Source organism: Micromonospora sp. SYSU B005, from assembly GCF_055362685.1.
Genome location: NZ_JAXCFU010000009.1, coordinates 84,695 through 100,540 on the forward strand (window position 1 = coordinate 84,695; position 15,846 = coordinate 100,540).

15 protein-coding genes are annotated in these 15,846 nt (G+C 72.5%); 5 read left to right on the plus strand and 10 right to left on the minus strand.

Features of this window, described 5'->3' with window-relative positions:
* Nucleotides 1-90: 90 nt before the first annotated feature.
* Together SM452_RS20885 and SM452_RS20890 are read left to right on the plus strand one after the other, a co-directional pair.
* Complete coding sequence (locus SM452_RS20885; RefSeq protein WP_463840527.1) at nucleotides 91-2,211, plus strand: cellulase family glycosylhydrolase; 2,121 nt, start codon at nucleotides 91-93, stop codon at nucleotides 2,209-2,211.
* 110 nt (nucleotides 2,212-2,321) lie between these two features.
* A complete protein-coding gene (locus SM452_RS20890) occupies nucleotides 2,322-3,185 on the plus strand; it encodes an alpha/beta fold hydrolase (RefSeq protein ID WP_262012634.1) in 864 nt (287 codons plus the stop codon).
* A 6-nt stretch (nucleotides 3,186-3,191) separates the two neighbouring features.
* Here SM452_RS20890 and SM452_RS20895 read toward each other — a convergent pair whose 3' ends face one another.
* From SM452_RS20895 to SM452_RS20915, 5 genes are all read right to left on the minus strand, one after another.
* Nucleotides 3,192-3,656, minus strand: a complete 465-nt coding sequence (locus SM452_RS20895) for a hypothetical protein (protein ID WP_463840528.1) — start codon at nucleotides 3,654-3,656, stop codon at nucleotides 3,192-3,194.
* 63 nt (nucleotides 3,657-3,719) lie between these two features.
* Nucleotides 3,720-3,911, minus strand: coding sequence for a general stress protein CsbD (locus SM452_RS20900; RefSeq protein ID WP_402809550.1), 192 nt, complete (start codon nucleotides 3,909-3,911; stop codon nucleotides 3,720-3,722).
* A gap of 123 nt (nucleotides 3,912-4,034) precedes the next feature.
* Nucleotides 4,035-4,751 carry a VOC family protein gene (locus SM452_RS20905; protein WP_463840529.1) on the minus strand — a complete coding sequence of 239 codons (717 nt, stop codon included), beginning with the start codon at nucleotides 4,749-4,751 and terminating at the stop codon, nucleotides 4,035-4,037.
* A gap of 127 nt (nucleotides 4,752-4,878) precedes the next feature.
* Nucleotides 4,879-5,925, minus strand: a complete 1,047-nt coding sequence (locus tag SM452_RS20910) for a hypothetical protein (RefSeq protein WP_463840530.1) — start codon at nucleotides 5,923-5,925, stop codon at nucleotides 4,879-4,881.
* A 76-nt stretch (nucleotides 5,926-6,001) separates the two neighbouring features.
* Nucleotides 6,002-6,658, minus strand: coding sequence for a 4'-phosphopantetheinyl transferase family protein (locus SM452_RS20915; protein ID WP_262012629.1), 657 nt, complete (start codon nucleotides 6,656-6,658; stop codon nucleotides 6,002-6,004).
* Nucleotides 6,659-6,784: 126 nt separating this feature from the next.
* Here SM452_RS20915 and SM452_RS20920 point away from each other — a divergent pair, with 126 nt between their 5' ends.
* Nucleotides 6,785-7,060 (plus strand): hypothetical protein, encoded by a 276-nt coding sequence (locus SM452_RS20920; RefSeq protein ID WP_262012628.1) that lies wholly within the window; start codon nucleotides 6,785-6,787, stop codon nucleotides 7,058-7,060.
* A gap of 131 nt (nucleotides 7,061-7,191) precedes the next feature.
* Here the strand turns inward: SM452_RS20920 and SM452_RS20925 are convergent, their stop codons facing one another.
* The 3 genes from SM452_RS20925 to SM452_RS20935 form a co-directional block, all read right to left on the minus strand.
* Nucleotides 7,192-7,965, minus strand: coding sequence for an LPXTG cell wall anchor domain-containing protein (locus SM452_RS20925; RefSeq protein WP_463840565.1), 774 nt, complete (start codon nucleotides 7,963-7,965; stop codon nucleotides 7,192-7,194).
* Between the two features lie 2 nt (nucleotides 7,966-7,967).
* A complete protein-coding gene (locus SM452_RS20930) occupies nucleotides 7,968-9,263 on the minus strand; it encodes a VWA domain-containing protein (RefSeq protein WP_262012627.1) in 1,296 nt (431 codons plus the stop codon).
* A 289-nt stretch (nucleotides 9,264-9,552) separates the two neighbouring features.
* Nucleotides 9,553-11,223: a dolichyl-phosphate-mannose--protein mannosyltransferase gene (locus SM452_RS20935; RefSeq protein ID WP_463840531.1), complete on the minus strand. Its 1,671-nt coding sequence runs from the start codon at nucleotides 11,221-11,223 to the stop codon at nucleotides 9,553-9,555.
* Between the two features lie 92 nt (nucleotides 11,224-11,315).
* On the opposite strand from SM452_RS20935, the gene rsmI reads away from it, so the two are divergent.
* Complete coding sequence (rsmI, locus tag SM452_RS20940) at nucleotides 11,316-12,155, plus strand: 16S rRNA (cytidine(1402)-2'-O)-methyltransferase (RefSeq protein WP_396880388.1); 840 nt, start codon at nucleotides 11,316-11,318, stop codon at nucleotides 12,153-12,155.
* A gap of 12 nt (nucleotides 12,156-12,167) precedes the next feature.
* Here the strand turns inward: rsmI and SM452_RS20945 are convergent, their stop codons facing one another.
* Nucleotides 12,168-12,998, minus strand: a complete 831-nt coding sequence (locus tag SM452_RS20945; RefSeq protein ID WP_463840532.1) for a hypothetical protein — start codon at nucleotides 12,996-12,998, stop codon at nucleotides 12,168-12,170.
* A 127-nt stretch (nucleotides 12,999-13,125) separates the two neighbouring features.
* On the opposite strand from SM452_RS20945, the gene metG reads away from it, so the two are divergent.
* Complete coding sequence (gene metG, locus SM452_RS20950) at nucleotides 13,126-14,928, plus strand: methionine--tRNA ligase (protein WP_262012623.1); 1,803 nt, start codon at nucleotides 13,126-13,128, stop codon at nucleotides 14,926-14,928.
* A 58-nt stretch (nucleotides 14,929-14,986) separates the two neighbouring features.
* On the opposite strand, the gene SM452_RS20955 is transcribed toward metG, so the two are convergent.
* Nucleotides 14,987-15,838 (minus strand): alpha/beta fold hydrolase, encoded by an 852-nt coding sequence (locus SM452_RS20955; protein ID WP_355506797.1) that lies wholly within the window; start codon nucleotides 15,836-15,838, stop codon nucleotides 14,987-14,989.
* Between the last annotated feature and the right edge of the window lie 8 nt (nucleotides 15,839-15,846).

Here is a 15,846-nt window from a genome sequence, read left to right on the forward strand (position 1 = left end):
ATGTTTGGATTCCAAACTTACTCTCGCGCTGGGCGGGTGCGCGCCCCGCCTTCCCCGTCCACGCGCCCACCCCACCGCGAAGGAACCACCATGTTCCGCTCTCCCCGTACCGCCCGATTGCGGGTCGGCCTGGTCGCCGCGACCGCCGCCACGCTCGTGACCGGCACCGCCGTGATGGCGACGAACGCCCAGGCGGCGGCCGGCTGCCGCGTCACCTACACCACCGCCAGCCAGTGGCCCGGCGGGTTCACCGCGAACGTCGACGTGACGAACCTCGGTGATCCGATAAACGGCTGGAACCTGCGCTGGACGTTCCCGTCCGGCCAGCGGGTCACCCAGGCGTGGAGCGCCACGGTCACGTCCTCCGGCGCCGACGTCACCGCCACGAACGTCGGCTACAACGGCGCCATCGCCACGAACGGCAGCGTCTCGTTCGGCTTCAACGGCTCCTGGACCGGCACCAACACCGCGCCGACAGCGTTCTCGCTCAACGGTGTGGCCTGCACCGGCGGCGTCGGCGGGACCACCCCGCCGCCGACCACCACGCCACCGCCGACGACTCCGCCCCCGACCACCCCGCCGCCCACCACGCCACCGCCCACGACCCCGCCGCCGGCCGGCAACGCCATGGCCGCCGTCGCCGCCATGCAGCCCGGCTGGAACCTCGGCAACTCCTTCGACGCGGTCGGCGCGGACGAGACCGCGTGGGGCAACCCGCGGGTCACCGAGGCGCTGCTCGACAACATCCGGGCGCAGGGCTTCAACAGCATCCGCATCCCGGTGACCTGGAGCAACCACCACGGCGCCGCGCCGAACTACACGATCGACGCGGCCTGGCTGAACCGGGTACGCGAGGTGGTCGGCTGGGCGCTCGCCGACGGCTTCTACGTGGTGCTCAACATCCACCACGACTCGTGGCAGTGGATCAACACGATGCCCACCGACCGCACAGGCGTGCTGAACCGCTACAACGCGCTCTGGACCCAGATCGCCGCCGCGTTCAAGGACTCCTCGCCGAAGCTGACCTTCGAGAGCGTCAACGAGCCGCAGTTCACCGGCAGCTCCGGCGACGCGCAGAACGCCACGCTGCTCAACGAGCTGAACACCTCGTTCCACCGCATCGTCCGCCAGTCCGGCGGCGGCAACGCCACCCGGCTGCTGGTCCTGCCGACCCTGCACACCTCCGCCGAGCAGGCCCGGGTGGACGAGCTGGTCAGCACGTTCAACACGCTCAACGACCCGAACCTGATCGCCACCGTGCACTTCTACGGGTACTGGCCGTTCAGCGTGAACGTCGCCGGGGGCACCCGGTTCGACGCGACGGTCCAGCAGGACCTGACCGACCAGTTCGACCGCGTCTACAACGCATTCGTCACCCGCAACATCCCGGTGATCATCGGTGAGTACGGGCTGCTCGGCTTCGACCGGCACACCGGCACCATCGAGCAGGGCGAGAAGCTGAAGTTCTTCGAGTTCCTCGGCCACTACGCGCGCAGCCGCAAGCTGACCACCCAGCTCTGGGACAACGGCCAGCACTTCGACCGGACGTCCTTCGTATGGAAGGACCCCGAGCTGTTCGCGCAGATCAAGTCGAGCTGGACCACCCGCTCCGGCACCGCGTCCAGCGACCAGGTATACGTGCCGCGGACCGGCTCGATCACCGCCAAGAGCCTGACGCTCAACCTGAACGGCACCACGTTCCAGGGGCTGCGCCAGGGCACCACCGACCTGGTGAACGGCACCGACTACACGGTCTCCGGCAGCACCCTGACGCTCACCGCGTCGGCGCTGACCCGGCTGGTCGGCTCCCGCGCGTACGGGGTGAACGCCAACCTGACGGCCCGCTTCTCCGCGGGCGTGCCGTGGCGGATCAGCATCATCACGTACGACCCGCCGGTGCTCTCCAACGCGACAGGCACCACCGCCGCGTTCACGCTCCCGGCGCAGTTCCGCGGCGACCAGCTCGCCACGATGGAGGCGAAGTACGCCGACGGCAGCAACGCCGGACCGCACAACTGGACCTCGTACAAGGAGTTCGACGTGACGTTCGCGCCGAACTACACCGGCAACACGATCGCGCTGAAGCCGGAGTTCTTCGCCGAGGTGAACGACGGGCAGCGGGTGACGCTGACGTTCCACTTCTGGAGCGGCACGAAGCTGACCTACTACGTGACGAAGTCCGGCAGCACCGTCACCGGCACGGTGAGCTGACCGCGACGGCACGGCTCGCGGCGGTGGGCGTCGACGCCGCCGCGAGCCGCGCCCGGCACGGGTTTCCGCCGGACCGATGATTTCCGGGGCCGGCGCCGGTCGACACAGGCATGAAGACGCTCACTCTCCAGACACCAGAGGTCGACCTGGTCTACGACGTACACGCCCCCGAGGCGGCCGAGGCCGGGCACCGCCCTCTGTTCATGATCGGCCAGCCCATGTGCGCCGACGGCTTCACCACGCTCGCGTCGTACTTCCCGGACCGCACCGTCATCACGTACGACCCGCGCGGGCTCGGCCGCAGCGTCCGCAAGGACGGCCGGAACGACTCGCTGCCCGAGGTGCAGGCCCGGGACGTACGCGACATCGTTGACGCCCTCGGCGTGGGCCCGGTCGACATGTTCGCCAGCAGCGGCGGCGCGGTGACCGCGCTCGCCCTGGTGGCCGCGTACCCGGACGTGGTGACCACGCTGGTGGCGCACGAGCCGCCGCTGACCACGCTGCTCCCCGACGCCGAAGCGGCCGGCCGGGCCATGGCCGCCTGCCAGGAGGCGTACCGGAAGAACGGCTGGGGCGCCGGCATGGCGGCGTTCATCGGCCTGACCTCGTGGCGGGGCGAGTTCACAGACGACTACTTCGCGCAGCCCGCGCCGGACCCGGCCGCGTTCGGGCTGCCGGCCGAGGACGACGGCAGCCGGGACGACCCGCTGCTCTCCGACCGGTCCGCGGCGGTCACCGTCTTCCGGCCGGACGCCGACGCGCTGCGCGCCGCGCCCACCCGCGTGGTGATCGCGGTGGGCGAGGAGTCGGCGGAGACGCTCACCGCGCGGACGTCGGTGGCCACCGCCGAGCTGCTCGGCGGACAACCCGCGGTCTTCCCGAGCCACCACGGCGGGTTCCTCGGCGAGGGGATGGGCCAGGCCGGGCAGCCGGAGGCGTTCGCGCGCCGGCTGCGGGAGATTCTCGACGCCTGATCGGGCTCAGGCCCGGCGCACCTCGGTGAGCATCGCGGGATAGGGCCCGGCCGGAGTGCCGGGCCCGGCCTGGTCGGCGGGGACCACGTTCTCCATCCGCAGCCGCAGGACGGCCGGGTCGGCGGTGTCGAGGACGATCCGCCACTCCCAGCCGCCGCCGTACCCGGCGGTCAGCTCGACCGCCGCCGCTCCGCCCGCCGCGCCGGTGAGCGTCATCGGTGTCGGCTGCTGGTGCCACGAGTCGCCCCACCAGGCGACGAGCGAGCCCGGCCGGTCACCGGCGGCGATCACCAGCAGGCCGTCCTGCGGGCCGTCGTCGGGGTGGCTCCACGAGTACGACACGGTGGTCAGGTGCCCGCCGGCCGCGGTGGCGACGGTGAGCGCGGCCGGCGACTCGGCGAGCGGGTCGGCGGGCATCAGCCGGAAGCCGTTGGTGCCCGTCCAGGCTCCGGTGACGTCGGTGAGAAGCATCGCCCCAGGATAGGAACCACCCCCGACACTGCTTCTCCACGCAAGATCTCTGGTGACACCGGGTCAGGTGGAGAAGTCGTCGTCGGCGTCGCGGGCGTCCGCCTGGATGTGCTCGCCGGGGCGCCTGCCCCGGATCTCGTCCTGTTCGCGTACCCGGTCCGCTTCGGCGTGTTCGTCCTGGTTCAGGTCACCGAGCCGCGCCCGGGCCGGACCGGCCAGGTCCTCCAGGTCGTTCTTCGCGCGCTCGACGCTCATGCCGCCTCCCCGGATCGTCGCGTGGCGGCGCTCGCCGCCTGCCGCATCGCGTCCCCGCTGACCGCTACGGCAAACCGTCGCCGCCGGTCCGCCGGTCCGCCGGTCCGCCGGTCCGTCGTGCGGTCACGCGGGCGGCAGGGCGGTGAGCAGGTCCTCGGCGTGCCGCATCGTGTCGGTCAGCGCGTCGCGTGAACCGTCGTCCAGCGGGATCGAGCGCGCCTGCCGCACCAGCTCCCGCGCGGACTCCGGCTCGTCGAGTTGCAGCGCCAGCTCCGCCCGGTAGACCAGTGCCTCCACGTGGACGGCCGGGTCGTCGGCGGCCCCCGGGCGGGCGAGCGCGCCGTCGAGGATCCGCGCGGCCTGCGTCGGATTGCCGCGCGAGTCGGCCTGCACCACCGCGTTGCGCAGCGTACGGGCCAGCCCACCCCTGTCGTCGGTCTCCGGCGGGGTGGCCCGGCCGACGAACCGGATCCAGTTGCCGCCGGGGTCGACGATGCTGAACCCGAAATGACCCTCCTGGTTGTGGCGGGGCCGGGGCCGGGTCATCCGGGGTACGCCGGAGACGAGCACCTTGCCGTATGTGGACCGCATGCCGTCGGCGAAGGCGCGGTGAATGTCGACCAGGTCGTCCACCACGACCAGGCAGGAGCCGTACGAGTCGGCGGGATCGAACTGCGGCATCCCGAAGAAGTGCAGGTGCAGATCCTCCCGCCGCAGCGTCAGGTACGGGTTGGGGCGCTCCTGCCGGTACGTGACCTCGAAGCCGAGGGCCTGGTAGAAGGGCGCCACGTCGTCCAGGGACCGGCACGGCAGCAGCGGGATCGTCGTCTCGTTAGCCATGCTCCGAGCCTGGCGACCGGGGGCCGGCACGCGCACATGGAAATAGCCGATCGGCTGCCGGCGTCACCCGAACGGACACGGGGGCCGGTCCGCTGTGGACCGGCCCCCGTGCGGGGTCGCGCGTGGGTCAGGGCTTCCAGGACCCGGCGGGACGGAAGAGGTGCCGGTACTCGACGACGCCGTTCTGGTCCGTCACGTCGAAGATGAGCTGGCCGCTGCGCTTGGTACCCACGGGCAGGTTGGTGCCCGAGGTCATCAGCTTGCCGCAACCGGAGAAGGCGCCGCCGATGCCGCTCTCCTCGGTGCCGTCCGCGGCGACCCAGGTGAAGTAGAACGGGTTGATCGAGCCGGTGCCCTTGGTGATCTCGGCGGTCACGTCGGCGATCAGGAACATGCCGTTCTTCGGTCCGGGCATGACCTCGCTGCAGGCGGCGTTCCGGGTCCGGAAGTTGCCGACGGTGATCTCGATGGTGCCGCGGTCGTCGTTGACGACCAGCCTGTCGCCGGCCGGCATGTTGAACGTCTTGTCGTCGGTGTTGCCCGGCTGCGGCGTGCCGGTGGGAACGCCCGTCGGGGCGTCAGCCGTCGGCTGGCCGTAGGTGACGCCCGGGGTGGGCAGCGAGTCGATCGCATCCTGGGTCTTCTTCGCGCCGCTGTAGATGGCGAAGATGCCGCCACCGCAGCACAGCAGCAGCAGGATCACGGCGACGATGCCGATCGTGATCCAGACGTTCTTGTTCGACTTCTTCGCCGGCGGCCCGAACGGCGCTCCCGGCGGCGGGTACGCCCCACCACCCGGCGGCGGGTAACCGCCCGGCGGCGGATAGGCCCCCGGCTGCTGGTACGCGCCGCCCGGCGGCTGGTACTCGCTGCCCGGCGGCGGGTACGGCGCGCCCGAGGTGGGCGGCGGGGGCGGGAACGCCTCGGTGGGAGCGGGCGCGGGCGGGTACTGCTCGCCCGGACCCGGCTGCGGCGGATACGGCACCCCGGAGGCCGACGACTGCGGCGCGCCGGACACGGGCGGCTGCGGCGCACCCGAGGTCGGAGCGGGCGGCGGCGCGTACGGGCTGTCCGGCACCGGCGGCATCGGTGCGGTGGGGAACGCCTGGGTCGGCGGTTCCGGCGGCTGCTGGTTCGGGTCCGGTGAACCGGACGGAGGCTGAGGGTGGCTCACCGTACTCCTTGGGGCGCCTTCGGGATTTTCCGTCGCAACGACGGTACAAGCCGGGCACAAGCCGGCCGGTAGTGCCTCATCGACGTGGCAGGACGGCCGCGGTGCGGACCAGGTCGTCGTCCACGGCGAACCGTCCGGTGACCGCCGACGGCGGATCGGGCACCGGGGCGGCGGCGAGCCGGGCCGGTGCGATCTCGGCGTGGAACGTGCCCGCGTCCGGGTCCAGCGTGACGCGCGCGTCGGCGAAGCCCAGCCACGTACCGACCAGCGGGTGCCAGACCTTGTAGACGGTCTCCTTCGCGCTGAACAACACCGTCGGCCAGGGCGTGCCGGCCGGCAGCCGGGCCAGGTCCGCCTCCTCGTCGGGACGGCACACCTTTCGGCGTACCCCCGGGGAGAGCGGCCGGTAGCGTTCCGCGTCGATGCCGACGGCGCGCACGTCGGCGGCCCGGGCGGCGGCTGCGGCGCAGTAGTCCCGGGTGTGGGTGATCGCGCCGACCACGCCGGGCGGCCAGATCGGGGCCCGGTCGGCGCCGGCGGGTACCGGCGTGGGGGGCAGGCCGAGCGCGGCGAGCGCCCGGCGGGCGCAGACGCGCCCGGCGGTGAAGTCGCGGCGGCGGCCGGGGACCGCGCGTTCGCCGAGGGCGCTCAGTTCGGCCGGGAGCAGCTCACCGGTCCAATCGGCCGGGCCGGCCAGCGCGACGGCGACAGTGGCCGGGAGCAGATCACGCACGAGTGGTGGATGACGGGGACACGCGGTGAACGTACCGTAACGCTTGGGCGTGCTGCGGCGCTGAAGGAACGTTGCGGGGGCGCAACCGGTCCATCACCACCAATCCTGACTCGGAAGGAGCGGCCGATGACGCCTGGCGCGGAGGTTCCGGGGAGTACCGGCGGCGAACACGTGCCGGTGACCCCGGACTGGACCTGCGACTCGTGCGGTGACGAGTGGCCCTGTGCCACGAAACGTCACCATCTGCTGAGCGAGTACCAGGTGGACCGGGCGTCGTTGAGCGTCTATCTCGGGTCGTGCCTCGCCGCGGCGACGCAGGATCTGCGCTCCGTGCCGGTCACCGCGCTCCAGGACCGGTTCATCGGCTGGGTGCCGCGCGGTCCGCGTATCGCCGAGGCGTGAGCGCGTCCGGTGGCCGCCGCGTCGGGTTCGCGGCGGCCACCGGCTGCGGTCTCAGGGACGGCGGTTCTCAGGGACGGCGGTTCTCAGGGACGGCGGTTCTCAAGGGCGGCGGTTCTCAAGGGCGGCGGTTCTCAAGGGCGGCGGCGCCGCCGGGTGAGCCCGAAGCCGACCACGCCGGCCACGGCGGCGAGCACGCCGCCCACAGTGGTCCACACCCAGCGCGAGCCGGCCTCGGGGAGCCAGCCGGTCAGGTCGATCTCCTCGTCGGCCACCGGTTCGGGCGTCGGCTCGGCGGTGAGCACGGTGCCGGCCCGGGTGTTCGGCACCAGCGGCGCGGCCAGTTCGCCGTCGTCGCCGGACGCGCCACCCTCGTCGGTCGCGCCGACGAGCATCTCCACGTCGATCGGCAGACCGAGGTCGGGCTCGGGCAGGTCGGTGACGGAGAGCCGGATGTAGTAGGTGCCGGGCAGCGGGTCGCCCGACCAGGGTTCGGCCCACGGCCGTACCCGGCGCAGCGTGCAGCCCAGCGCGACGCTCGTCGCCGACGCGCCGGCGGTCGGGGTCTGCGCGCCCGCGGTGCACGCCTGCCGGCGGCGCAGCCCGTCGAAGACGTCGACGGTCCAGGTGGACGCGCCGCTGCGTGACTTCGGGAACGTGACGGTGGCGGTGATCTCGTGCACCTGCCCGGCGTCGGCGCGGAACGACCAGTACAGGTGGTCGCCTGTGGACGCGCCCACCTGCACCGGCTGACCGGCGGTGACGGTGGTGGCGGTGAGGAACGAGGTGCCGGCCTTGGTCACCGTGGTCGCGCCCGGTGACGGGCTGGGCGCGGCCAGGGCCGCCGCCGGGGTGAGGGCGAGACCGACGGCGGTGGTCGCCGCCGCGGCGCGGATCAGCGTACGCATGCTCAGTTCGTCCTCCACGTGTGCACCCACCAGCGGGTGAGCAGTCCGGCGACCAGCCCGGTGAGCAGTCCGGCGAGCGTGAGCAGGAGCAGCAGCACCCAGCCGCGGCCGAGGTCCGGCCCGTCCGGCGCGGGGGAGGCGGCCACCACGTCCACCGTCAGCTCGACCGGCATGCCGGGCCGGGCCTGGGTGCCGGGCTTGGCCGCGAACGAGTTGCTGACCACCAGGCAGACGGTCCGTACGGCCTGCTCCGTGCCCGGCGTCGGCTCGGCGCTCGGGCCGTCCTCCTTCTCCTCTTCGGCGGCCGACCAGCGCAGCCCGGCGGAGACCACGTCGGTACGCCCGCTGCCCGCGTCGACGCCCCGCACCAGTTCCCGCCCGTCCGGCGCGGTGGCGCGCAGGAGCACGCCGTAGTCCGGGTTGACCGGGCGATCCAGCGCCACGCTGACCGAGGCGCGCAGTTCCTGCCCGGGGCGCACCGGCACCCGGTACCAGCGGTGCTCGGAGAACGCCTCCCGGTCGCTGTAGACGCCGGGGGCGAGCAGCGGCGCGCCCTCGCAGGCCGAGCCGCCGCCGACCACCGCCGGGGCGGCGGTGTACGTGTCCCGGGCGCGGTCGACCAGCTGCTTGATCCGGCCGGTCAGCTCGTCGGCGCTCTGCGCGGCGGTGTAGGTGCCCCCTGTCGCGCCGGCGATGCACAGCAGCTGCTTGCGTACCTTCTCGTCCGGCGCCAGGCCGAGCGTGTCGACGACCAGCCGGGTGCCCTGGGCGGCCAGCTCGCGCGCCACCTCGCACGGGTCGGGCGGGGCGCAGGTGTCCTCACCGTCGGTGATCAGCACGATCCGGCGGGCGGTGCTGCCGGTGCCCAGGTCCTGCGCGGCGGAGCGCAGCGCCAGCCCGACCGGGGTGAAACCGGTCGGGCGCAGTCCGGCGACGGCGGCCTTGGCCTGGGTACGGTCCACCGGGCCGACCGGCACGATCTGCTGGGTGTCCAGGCAGCCCTGCTTCTTGTCCTTGCCCCGGTAGGTGGCGCCGAGCACCCGGATGCCGAGCTGTGTCTCGTCCGGCAGGGCGTCGACGACCTCGTTGAACGCCTGCTGCGCGACGGAGATCCGGCTGCGCCCGTCGATGTCGCGGGCCCGCATCGATCCGCTGACATCGAGGACCAGCTCGACCTTGGGTGGTTCGGCGACGGGTTCGGTGGTCTCGTCGTCGGCCCCGGCGGGGCTCGGCCCGATCATCGCGGCCGCCGCCAGCAGTCCGATGAGGACGGCCGTCGATCGTCTCTTGTTGATCACCGGGCGAAGTGTAGTGAGATCCACTTTGGAAGATCATCCGGGTCGCGGGTGCCCGCCGGAGGCCCGTTTCCGGCGTCCGCCGGGGCCGTCACCGTCGCGCTCGGCCACCCACCGTTAGCTGCACCATGTAAACCTTTCGGCCGGTGGTGCACTCGTCGGAAATCTGACCGGCCCGCACCCGTTGTGCCGTTGCCGGAGTGTGGTTAAGCTCTGTCTTGCGCGCCCCAATCGCCCGCTTCCCCCGTGGCAGGCGATCGGGGCGCGCTTTCTTTGTGCCCGGCGCCCCGCCTCAGATCCAGCGGCCGTCCAGCCACATCCGCGCCGACCAGTCCGCGTACGGCAGCACCCGGCCCACGAAGATCGGGTAGAAGTAGGCGAAACAGAGCGCCACGAGCAACACGTACGCGCCCGCGATGATCCCGCCCACCAGCCGCCTGTCGTGGACCTGTTGCGGGTCCGGTGGCGCGGCCGTGTTCGACACCGGCGCGGGAGTGGCGATCGCGCCGAGCACGTAGACCACCGCGAGCACCAGGAACGGCACCGCCGGGGCGGCGTAGAAGGAGAACATCGTCCGGCCGTCGAGGGCGAACCAGAACCACGGCAGCAGGCCGGCGGCGGCGCTGAGCAGGATCGCGCCCGCCCGCCAGTCGCGCCGGGCCAGGCCGAGCCAGGCGGTCGCGGCGATCGCCGGCAGGAACGACCACCACAGCAGCGGCGTGCCCAGCAGCAGCACCTCCGAGGCGCAACTCGGCGCGCCGCAACTGCCGTCCCCGGACCAGTGGAACGCCACCGGGCGGCCGAGCAGCAGCCACTGCCAGGGCCAGGACTGGTACTTGTGCGGATCGTCGAGCTGGGTGTGGAAGCCGTACGCGGCCTTGTGGTACTCCCACAGATTGATCAGCGCCCCGATGAACGGGGTGTCGCTCAGCTCCGGGTTGTTCGGGTAGCGCTCCGCCAGGCGGTAGTAGCCGTCCTGCCCGAGCAGCCAGCCCGACCAGGTCGCCACGTAGGTCACGACCATCAGCACACCGGCGGCGAGCAGCCAGGGCAGCTCGTCGAGCACGGCGTCGCGCCACGGCCGGCGTACCCCGGACGAGCGGCGGACACCCACCTCCCAGAGCAGCACCAGCAACGCGAACGCCGGTACGAAGTAGATCGCGCTCCACTTCACCGAGCAGGCGCAGCCGAGCAGCACCCCGGCCGCCAGCCGCCACCACGGCCAGTCCCGCCAGCCCGACGACGGGCGGCCGGCCCGGCCCGGCTGCGTCGGGTCGAGCCCGCCCTCCAGCGCCCGCGCCCAGCGCCGCCGCCGGGCGTCCCGGTCGAGCACCAGCGCGCCGAACGCGGCGAGCACGAACAGCAGCAGGAAGATGTCGAGGATGGCCGTGCGGGACAGCACCAGGTGGTAGCCGTCGAGCGCGAGCAGCAGGCCGGCCGCGCAGCCGAGCACCGTGGAGCGGAACATCCGCCGCCCGATGCGGACAAGCAGCAGCACCGACAGGGTGCCCGCCACGGCCGCGCCGAAGCGCCAGCCGAACTCCGGCGAGGTGGTGATCAGGTGGCCCGGCACCGAGACGCCGCTGTCCGCGTCCTGGTAGCCGAAGGCCCACTCGCCGATGCCGATCATCCACTTGCCCAGCGGCGGATGCACCACGTACGAGGGGCCGTTGTCCTTGTAGTTCCACTCGAAGCCGCGGTCGATCAGCCCGTACGCGTCCTTGGCGTAGTAGGTCTCGTCGAAGACCTTCCCGGGCGGGAAACTGAGCCCCACGAAGCGCAGGATCGCCGCGACGCCCACCACCACCGCTGTCGCCAGCCACGCCTGACCTCGGCCGATGCGATCATCGACGGTGGCGAGCCGGCGCCGCACGGCGGCGGGAAGCCCGCGCCCGGCGCCGTCGCCCCGGTCGGTGGTGGAAGGGTCCGGGTTCGCGCTCTGTGCTGTCGACGCACTCGTCACCCGGCGATCGTAGGCTGCGAAGGTGCCCGGTGGCGTCTGTCGTCTCCGAAATTGGTACGACCGTCGATGAAGGAGCGCACGTCGTGGGGGAAATGTCCGAGGTAGGGCGGCTCGTGTTGCTCGGCGCGCCGCTCGGCAACCCGGCCGACGCGTCCGCCCGGTTCCGCGAGGTGCTGGCCGCCGCCGACGTGGTCGCCGCCGAGGACACCCGGCGGCTCACCCGGCTGGCCCGCGACCTGGACGTGACCGTGCCCGGCCGGATCGTCTCGTACTTCGAGGGCAACGAGGAGCGGCGCACGCCGGAACTGGCCGAGGTGCTCGTCGCCGGCTACACGGTCGCGCTGGTCACCGACGGCGGCATGCCGAGCGTCTCCGACCCCGGCTACCGGCTGGTCCGGGCCGCGCTGGACGCCGGAGTGCCGGTCACCGCGGCGCCCGGGCCCAGCGCCGTGACCACCGCGCTGGCGCTGTCCGGGCTGCCCTGCGACAGGTTCTGCTTCGAGGGCTTCCTGCCGCGTACCCCCGGGGCCCGCCGCTCCCGGCTGCGCGCGCTCGCCGCCGAGGACCGCACGCTGGTGTTCTTCGAGGCGCCGCACCGCATCGCCGGCGCGCTCGCCGACCTGGCCGAGGCGTTCGGCGCCGACCGGCCCGCCGCGCTGTGCCGCGAGCTGACCAAGACGTACGAGGAAGTGGTCCGCCGGCCGCTCGGCGAGCTGGCCGAGTGGGCCGCCGAGGGCGACCCCCGTGGCGAGATCACGCTCGTCGTGGCCGGCGCACCGGCCACGCCCGCGGTCCGGCCGGACGACGAGACGCTGCGCGCGGCGGTGGCCGAGCGCGAGGCGGCCGGGCTGTCCCGGCGGGACGCGATCACCGAGGTCGCCACCGCGTACGGGCTGCGGCGGCGCGAGGTGTACGCGGTGGTGCACAGCTGAGGCGCCGGGCACCTACCAGGCGGCGGCCAGGAAGCCGGCGGTGATCAACGCGGGCCCGGCCAGCGCCAGGCCGACCGCCCAGCGCCGCTGCCGTTCGTCAGCGAGCCGGGTCGCCCCGGTCCACCTGGCGATCCCGGCGGCGCAGCCGGCCACCAGGGCCAGCCCCAGCAGCCAGCGCAGGTGCCGCCCGACCCCGGTGTCCGCGTAGGCGGTGGACCCGTCCGGCCCGGTCATCCGCGCCCGCAGTGAACTGCCGGTGTCGGTGCGCCCGGCCGGTACGCCGCTGACCCGTACCCCATGGGCCTGGAACCGGTCGCCGTCGGCGGAGAAGATGCCCCGGCAGCGCTGGGTGAGCCCGCTCCCCGCGCATTCGGTGATCATCACGGTGCCGCCGGTCGAGTGCCCCACCGCCAGCCAGAACGGCCCGGCGCTCACCCAGGCGAAGAACGCGGCGAGCAGGCTCAGCGTCAGCAGCACGGCCAGCCCGGCGGGCGGACTCGGCGGCGCGACCGGGCGGATGCGTTCCCGCCGCGCCGGGTGCCGGGCGGGAGGCGGGCGCGGCTCGTCGCGCAGCGGCGTGCCGTCCCAGTGCACCTCCTCGATCGGCGCCCAGCCGCCGGACGAGGCGGACTCCCGCTGCCAGCGCGGCTGGCGTACCGGCACGCGGTTCGGCACCGCGTCCACCGGCGCTCCGGTGGTCGGCTCCACCTCCACCGGCGGGTCCGCCGGGTCCAGCCGTGGCTGCGGGGCGACGGGCCCGCCGGGCGGCGCGGGCCGCGCCGCGCGCCGGGTGGCGGCGGCCGACGGCTCGGGCGCCGCTGGTCTGCTGGTCACGATGTTCATTTCACACCGGTACGTCGGGCTTGTCGGGCAGCTCACGCCGCGTGTCGGCGACAAATCGGACGTACGGTCGGAGCGCGCACCCCATTGGTTCGCGGCGCACCCACGGCAATCACTAGGCTTGCTGCTCATGAGTCACGTTCTCGCCGCGGTCGCCTGGCCCTACGCCAACGGCCCGCGCCACATCGGCCACGTATCCGGATTCGGCGTTCCCTCCGACGTCTTCGCCCGGTACATGCGGATGGCCGGTCACGACGTGCTCATGGTCTCCGGCACCGACGAACACGGCACCCCGATCCAGGTGCAGGCCGACGCCGAGGGGGTCACCCCGCGCGAGCTGGCCGACCGCTACAACCGGGTGATCGCCGAGGACCTGCGGGCGCTGGGCCTGTCGTACGACCTGTTCACCCGCACCACCACGCGCAACCACTACGCGGTGGTGCAGGAGCTGTTCACAGGTCTCTACCGCAACGGCTACATCGTCCCGAAGGTCACCACCGGCGCGATCTCCCCGTCCACCGGCCGGACGCTGCCCGACCGCTACATCGAGGGCACCTGCCCGATCTGCGGCTACGACAGCGCGCGCGGCGACCAGTGCGACAACTGCGGCAACCAGCTCGACCCGATCGACCTGATCGACCCCAAGTCGAAGATCAACGGAGAGACGCCGGAGTTCGTCGAGACCGAGCACTTCTTCCTAGACCTGCCCGCCCTGGCCGAGGCGCTGCGGCAGTGGCTGGACACCCGCGACGGCTGGCGCCCGAACGTACTGCGGTTCTCCCGCAACCTGCTCGACGACCTCCAGCCCCGGGCCATCACCCGCGACCTGGAGTGGGGCGTGCCGATCCCGCTCGACGACTGGCGCGACCGCCCGGACAAGCGGATCTACGTCTGGTTCGACGCGGTCATCGGCTACCTGTCCGCGTCCATCGAGTGGGCCCGGCGTACCGGCGACCCGGAGGCCTGGCGCAAGTGGTGGTCGGCGGACGGGGAGGGGAAGGACGCCCGCTCCTACTACTTCATGGGCAAGGACAACATCGTCTTCCACTCGGTGATCTGGCCGGCGCTGCTCGGCGGCTACTCCGGTGAGGGCACCCGCGACGGCGAGCCGGGCGAGCTGGGCCGGCTCAACCTGCCCACCGAGGTCGTGTCCAGCGAGTACCTGACCATGGAGGGACGGAAGTTCTCCTCCTCCCGCAAGGTGGTCATCTACGTCCGGGACTTCCTGGAGCGCTACGACGCCGACGCGCTGCGCTACTTCATCGCGGTGGCCGGCCCGGAGAGCAACGACACCGACTTCACCTGGGCCGAGTTCCTGCGCCGCAACAACGACGAACTGGTCGCCGGCTGGGGCAACCTGGTCAACCGGTCGGTGTCGATGGCGGCGAAGAACTTCGGCGCCATCCCGCCGGTCGACCCGGCCGGGCTCACCGAGGCCGACCAGGCGCTGCTGGACACCGCGAAGGCCGGCTTCGGCGTGGTCGGCGACCTGATCGCCCGGCACCGGCAGAAGCAGGCCATCGGCGAGGCCATGAAGGTCGTCGCCGAGGCCAACAAGTACCTCTCCGAGCAGGCGCCGTGGAAGCTCAAGGGCGATGACGACAAGCCCCGGATGGGCACCATCCTGCACGTCGCCCTCCAGGTGGTCAGCGACGCCAACACGCTGCTCACCCCGTTCCTGCCGCACTCCGCCCAGAAGATCCACGAGCTGCTCGGCGGCACCGGCACGCACGCCCCGATGCCGGTGATCGAGGAGGTCGACGACCTCGACGGCGGGCCGTCGTACCCGGTGCTGACCGGTGACTACACGGTCGGGGCGCGCTGGGAGTCCGTACCCCTGGAAGTGGGCCGGCCGCTCGCGGCGCCGAAGCCGGTGTTCCGCAAGCTCGACCCGTCCATCGTCGAGGAGGAACTGGCCCGCCTGGCCGGCTGACCACGCACGTTTGACCGCGGCCCCGGGGAGATCCCCGGGGCCGCGGTCGTCCGCCAGGTCAGGCGGTCGCCATGCTCGGCTTGCCGATGAACTCCATGATGGCCTTGTTGACCTCGGTGGGATGGGTCCACGGCGTCCCGTGCGGCGCGCCCTTCAGCGTGACCAGCTTGGCGTCGGACAGCATGTTCACCAGCCGCTGGCCCGTCACCGGGAACGGCAGCACGTTGTCCTTGTCGCCCTGGATGATCAGCACCGGCACGTCGATGTTCGGCAGGTCGGCGCGGAAGTCGGTCTGCCAGGCGTCCACCGAGTCGTGGGTGCCCTTGGCCGACGCCTGCGCACCGATCTGCCAGTGCGCGTGGTACGCCTCGTCGCTGACCAGTTTCCCCCGGTTCTCGCTGGCGTTGAAGAACGCATCGCAGAACTGGGTCAGGTAGGCGAACCGGTCCTGGATGATCGCCTTCTGGAACCCCTCGAACATGCTCTTGTCGACGCCCTCCGGGTCGTCCGGCGCCTTCAGCAGGTACGGCGCCAACGGGGCCATCAGGACCGCCCGGTCCACCCGGTCCGACCCGTACGCGCCCAGGTAGCGGGTCACCTCGCCGGTGCCCATCGAGTGCCCGACCAGGATCGCGTCGCGCAGGTCCAGTTCCGTCATCAGCACGTCCAGGTCGGCGGCGAACGTGTCGTAGTCGTAGCCCATGGCCGGCTGCGCGGAGTTGCCGAACCCACGCCGGTCGTACGTGATCACCCGGTATCCGGCGTTCAGCAGCGGACCGCTCATCTTCTCCCAGGTCGCCCCGTTGAACGGGAAACCGTGGATCAGCACGATCGGCTGACCCGAACCGTGATCCTCGTAGTACAGGTCGATGGGTGCGGAGTTCTCCGTACCGACGGTGACGAAAGGCATGTCGGGAT

Excerpts from the sequence above, each read along its gene's own strand:
- SM452_RS20885 (WP_463840527.1), top strand. The coding sequence starts at position 91 with ATGTTCCGCTCTCCCCGTACCGCCCGATTGCGGGTCGGCCTGGTCGCC.
- SM452_RS20890 (WP_262012634.1), top strand. The coding sequence starts at position 2,322 with ATGAAGACGCTCACTCTCCAGACACCAGAGGTCGACCTGGTCTACGAC.
- SM452_RS20895 (WP_463840528.1), bottom strand. The coding sequence starts at position 3,656 with ATGCTTCTCACCGACGTCACCGGAGCCTGGACGGGCACCAACGGCTTC.
- SM452_RS20900 (WP_402809550.1), bottom strand. The coding sequence starts at position 3,911 with ATGAGCGTCGAGCGCGCGAAGAACGACCTGGAGGACCTGGCCGGTCCG.
- SM452_RS20905 (WP_463840529.1), bottom strand. The coding sequence starts at position 4,751 with ATGGCTAACGAGACGACGATCCCGCTGCTGCCGTGCCGGTCCCTGGAC.
- SM452_RS20920 (WP_262012628.1), top strand. The coding sequence starts at position 6,785 with ATGACGCCTGGCGCGGAGGTTCCGGGGAGTACCGGCGGCGAACACGTG.
- SM452_RS20925 (WP_463840565.1), bottom strand. The coding sequence starts at position 7,965 with ATGCGTACGCTGATCCGCGCCGCGGCGGCGACCACCGCCGTCGGTCTC.
- rsmI (WP_396880388.1), top strand. The coding sequence starts at position 11,316 with ATGTCCGAGGTAGGGCGGCTCGTGTTGCTCGGCGCGCCGCTCGGCAAC.
- SM452_RS20945 (WP_463840532.1), bottom strand. The coding sequence starts at position 12,998 with ATGAACATCGTGACCAGCAGACCAGCGGCGCCCGAGCCGTCGGCCGCC.
- metG (WP_262012623.1), top strand. The coding sequence starts at position 13,126 with ATGAGTCACGTTCTCGCCGCGGTCGCCTGGCCCTACGCCAACGGCCCG.
- SM452_RS20955 (WP_355506797.1), bottom strand. The coding sequence starts at position 15,838 with ATGCCTTTCGTCACCGTCGGTACGGAGAACTCCGCACCCATCGACCTG.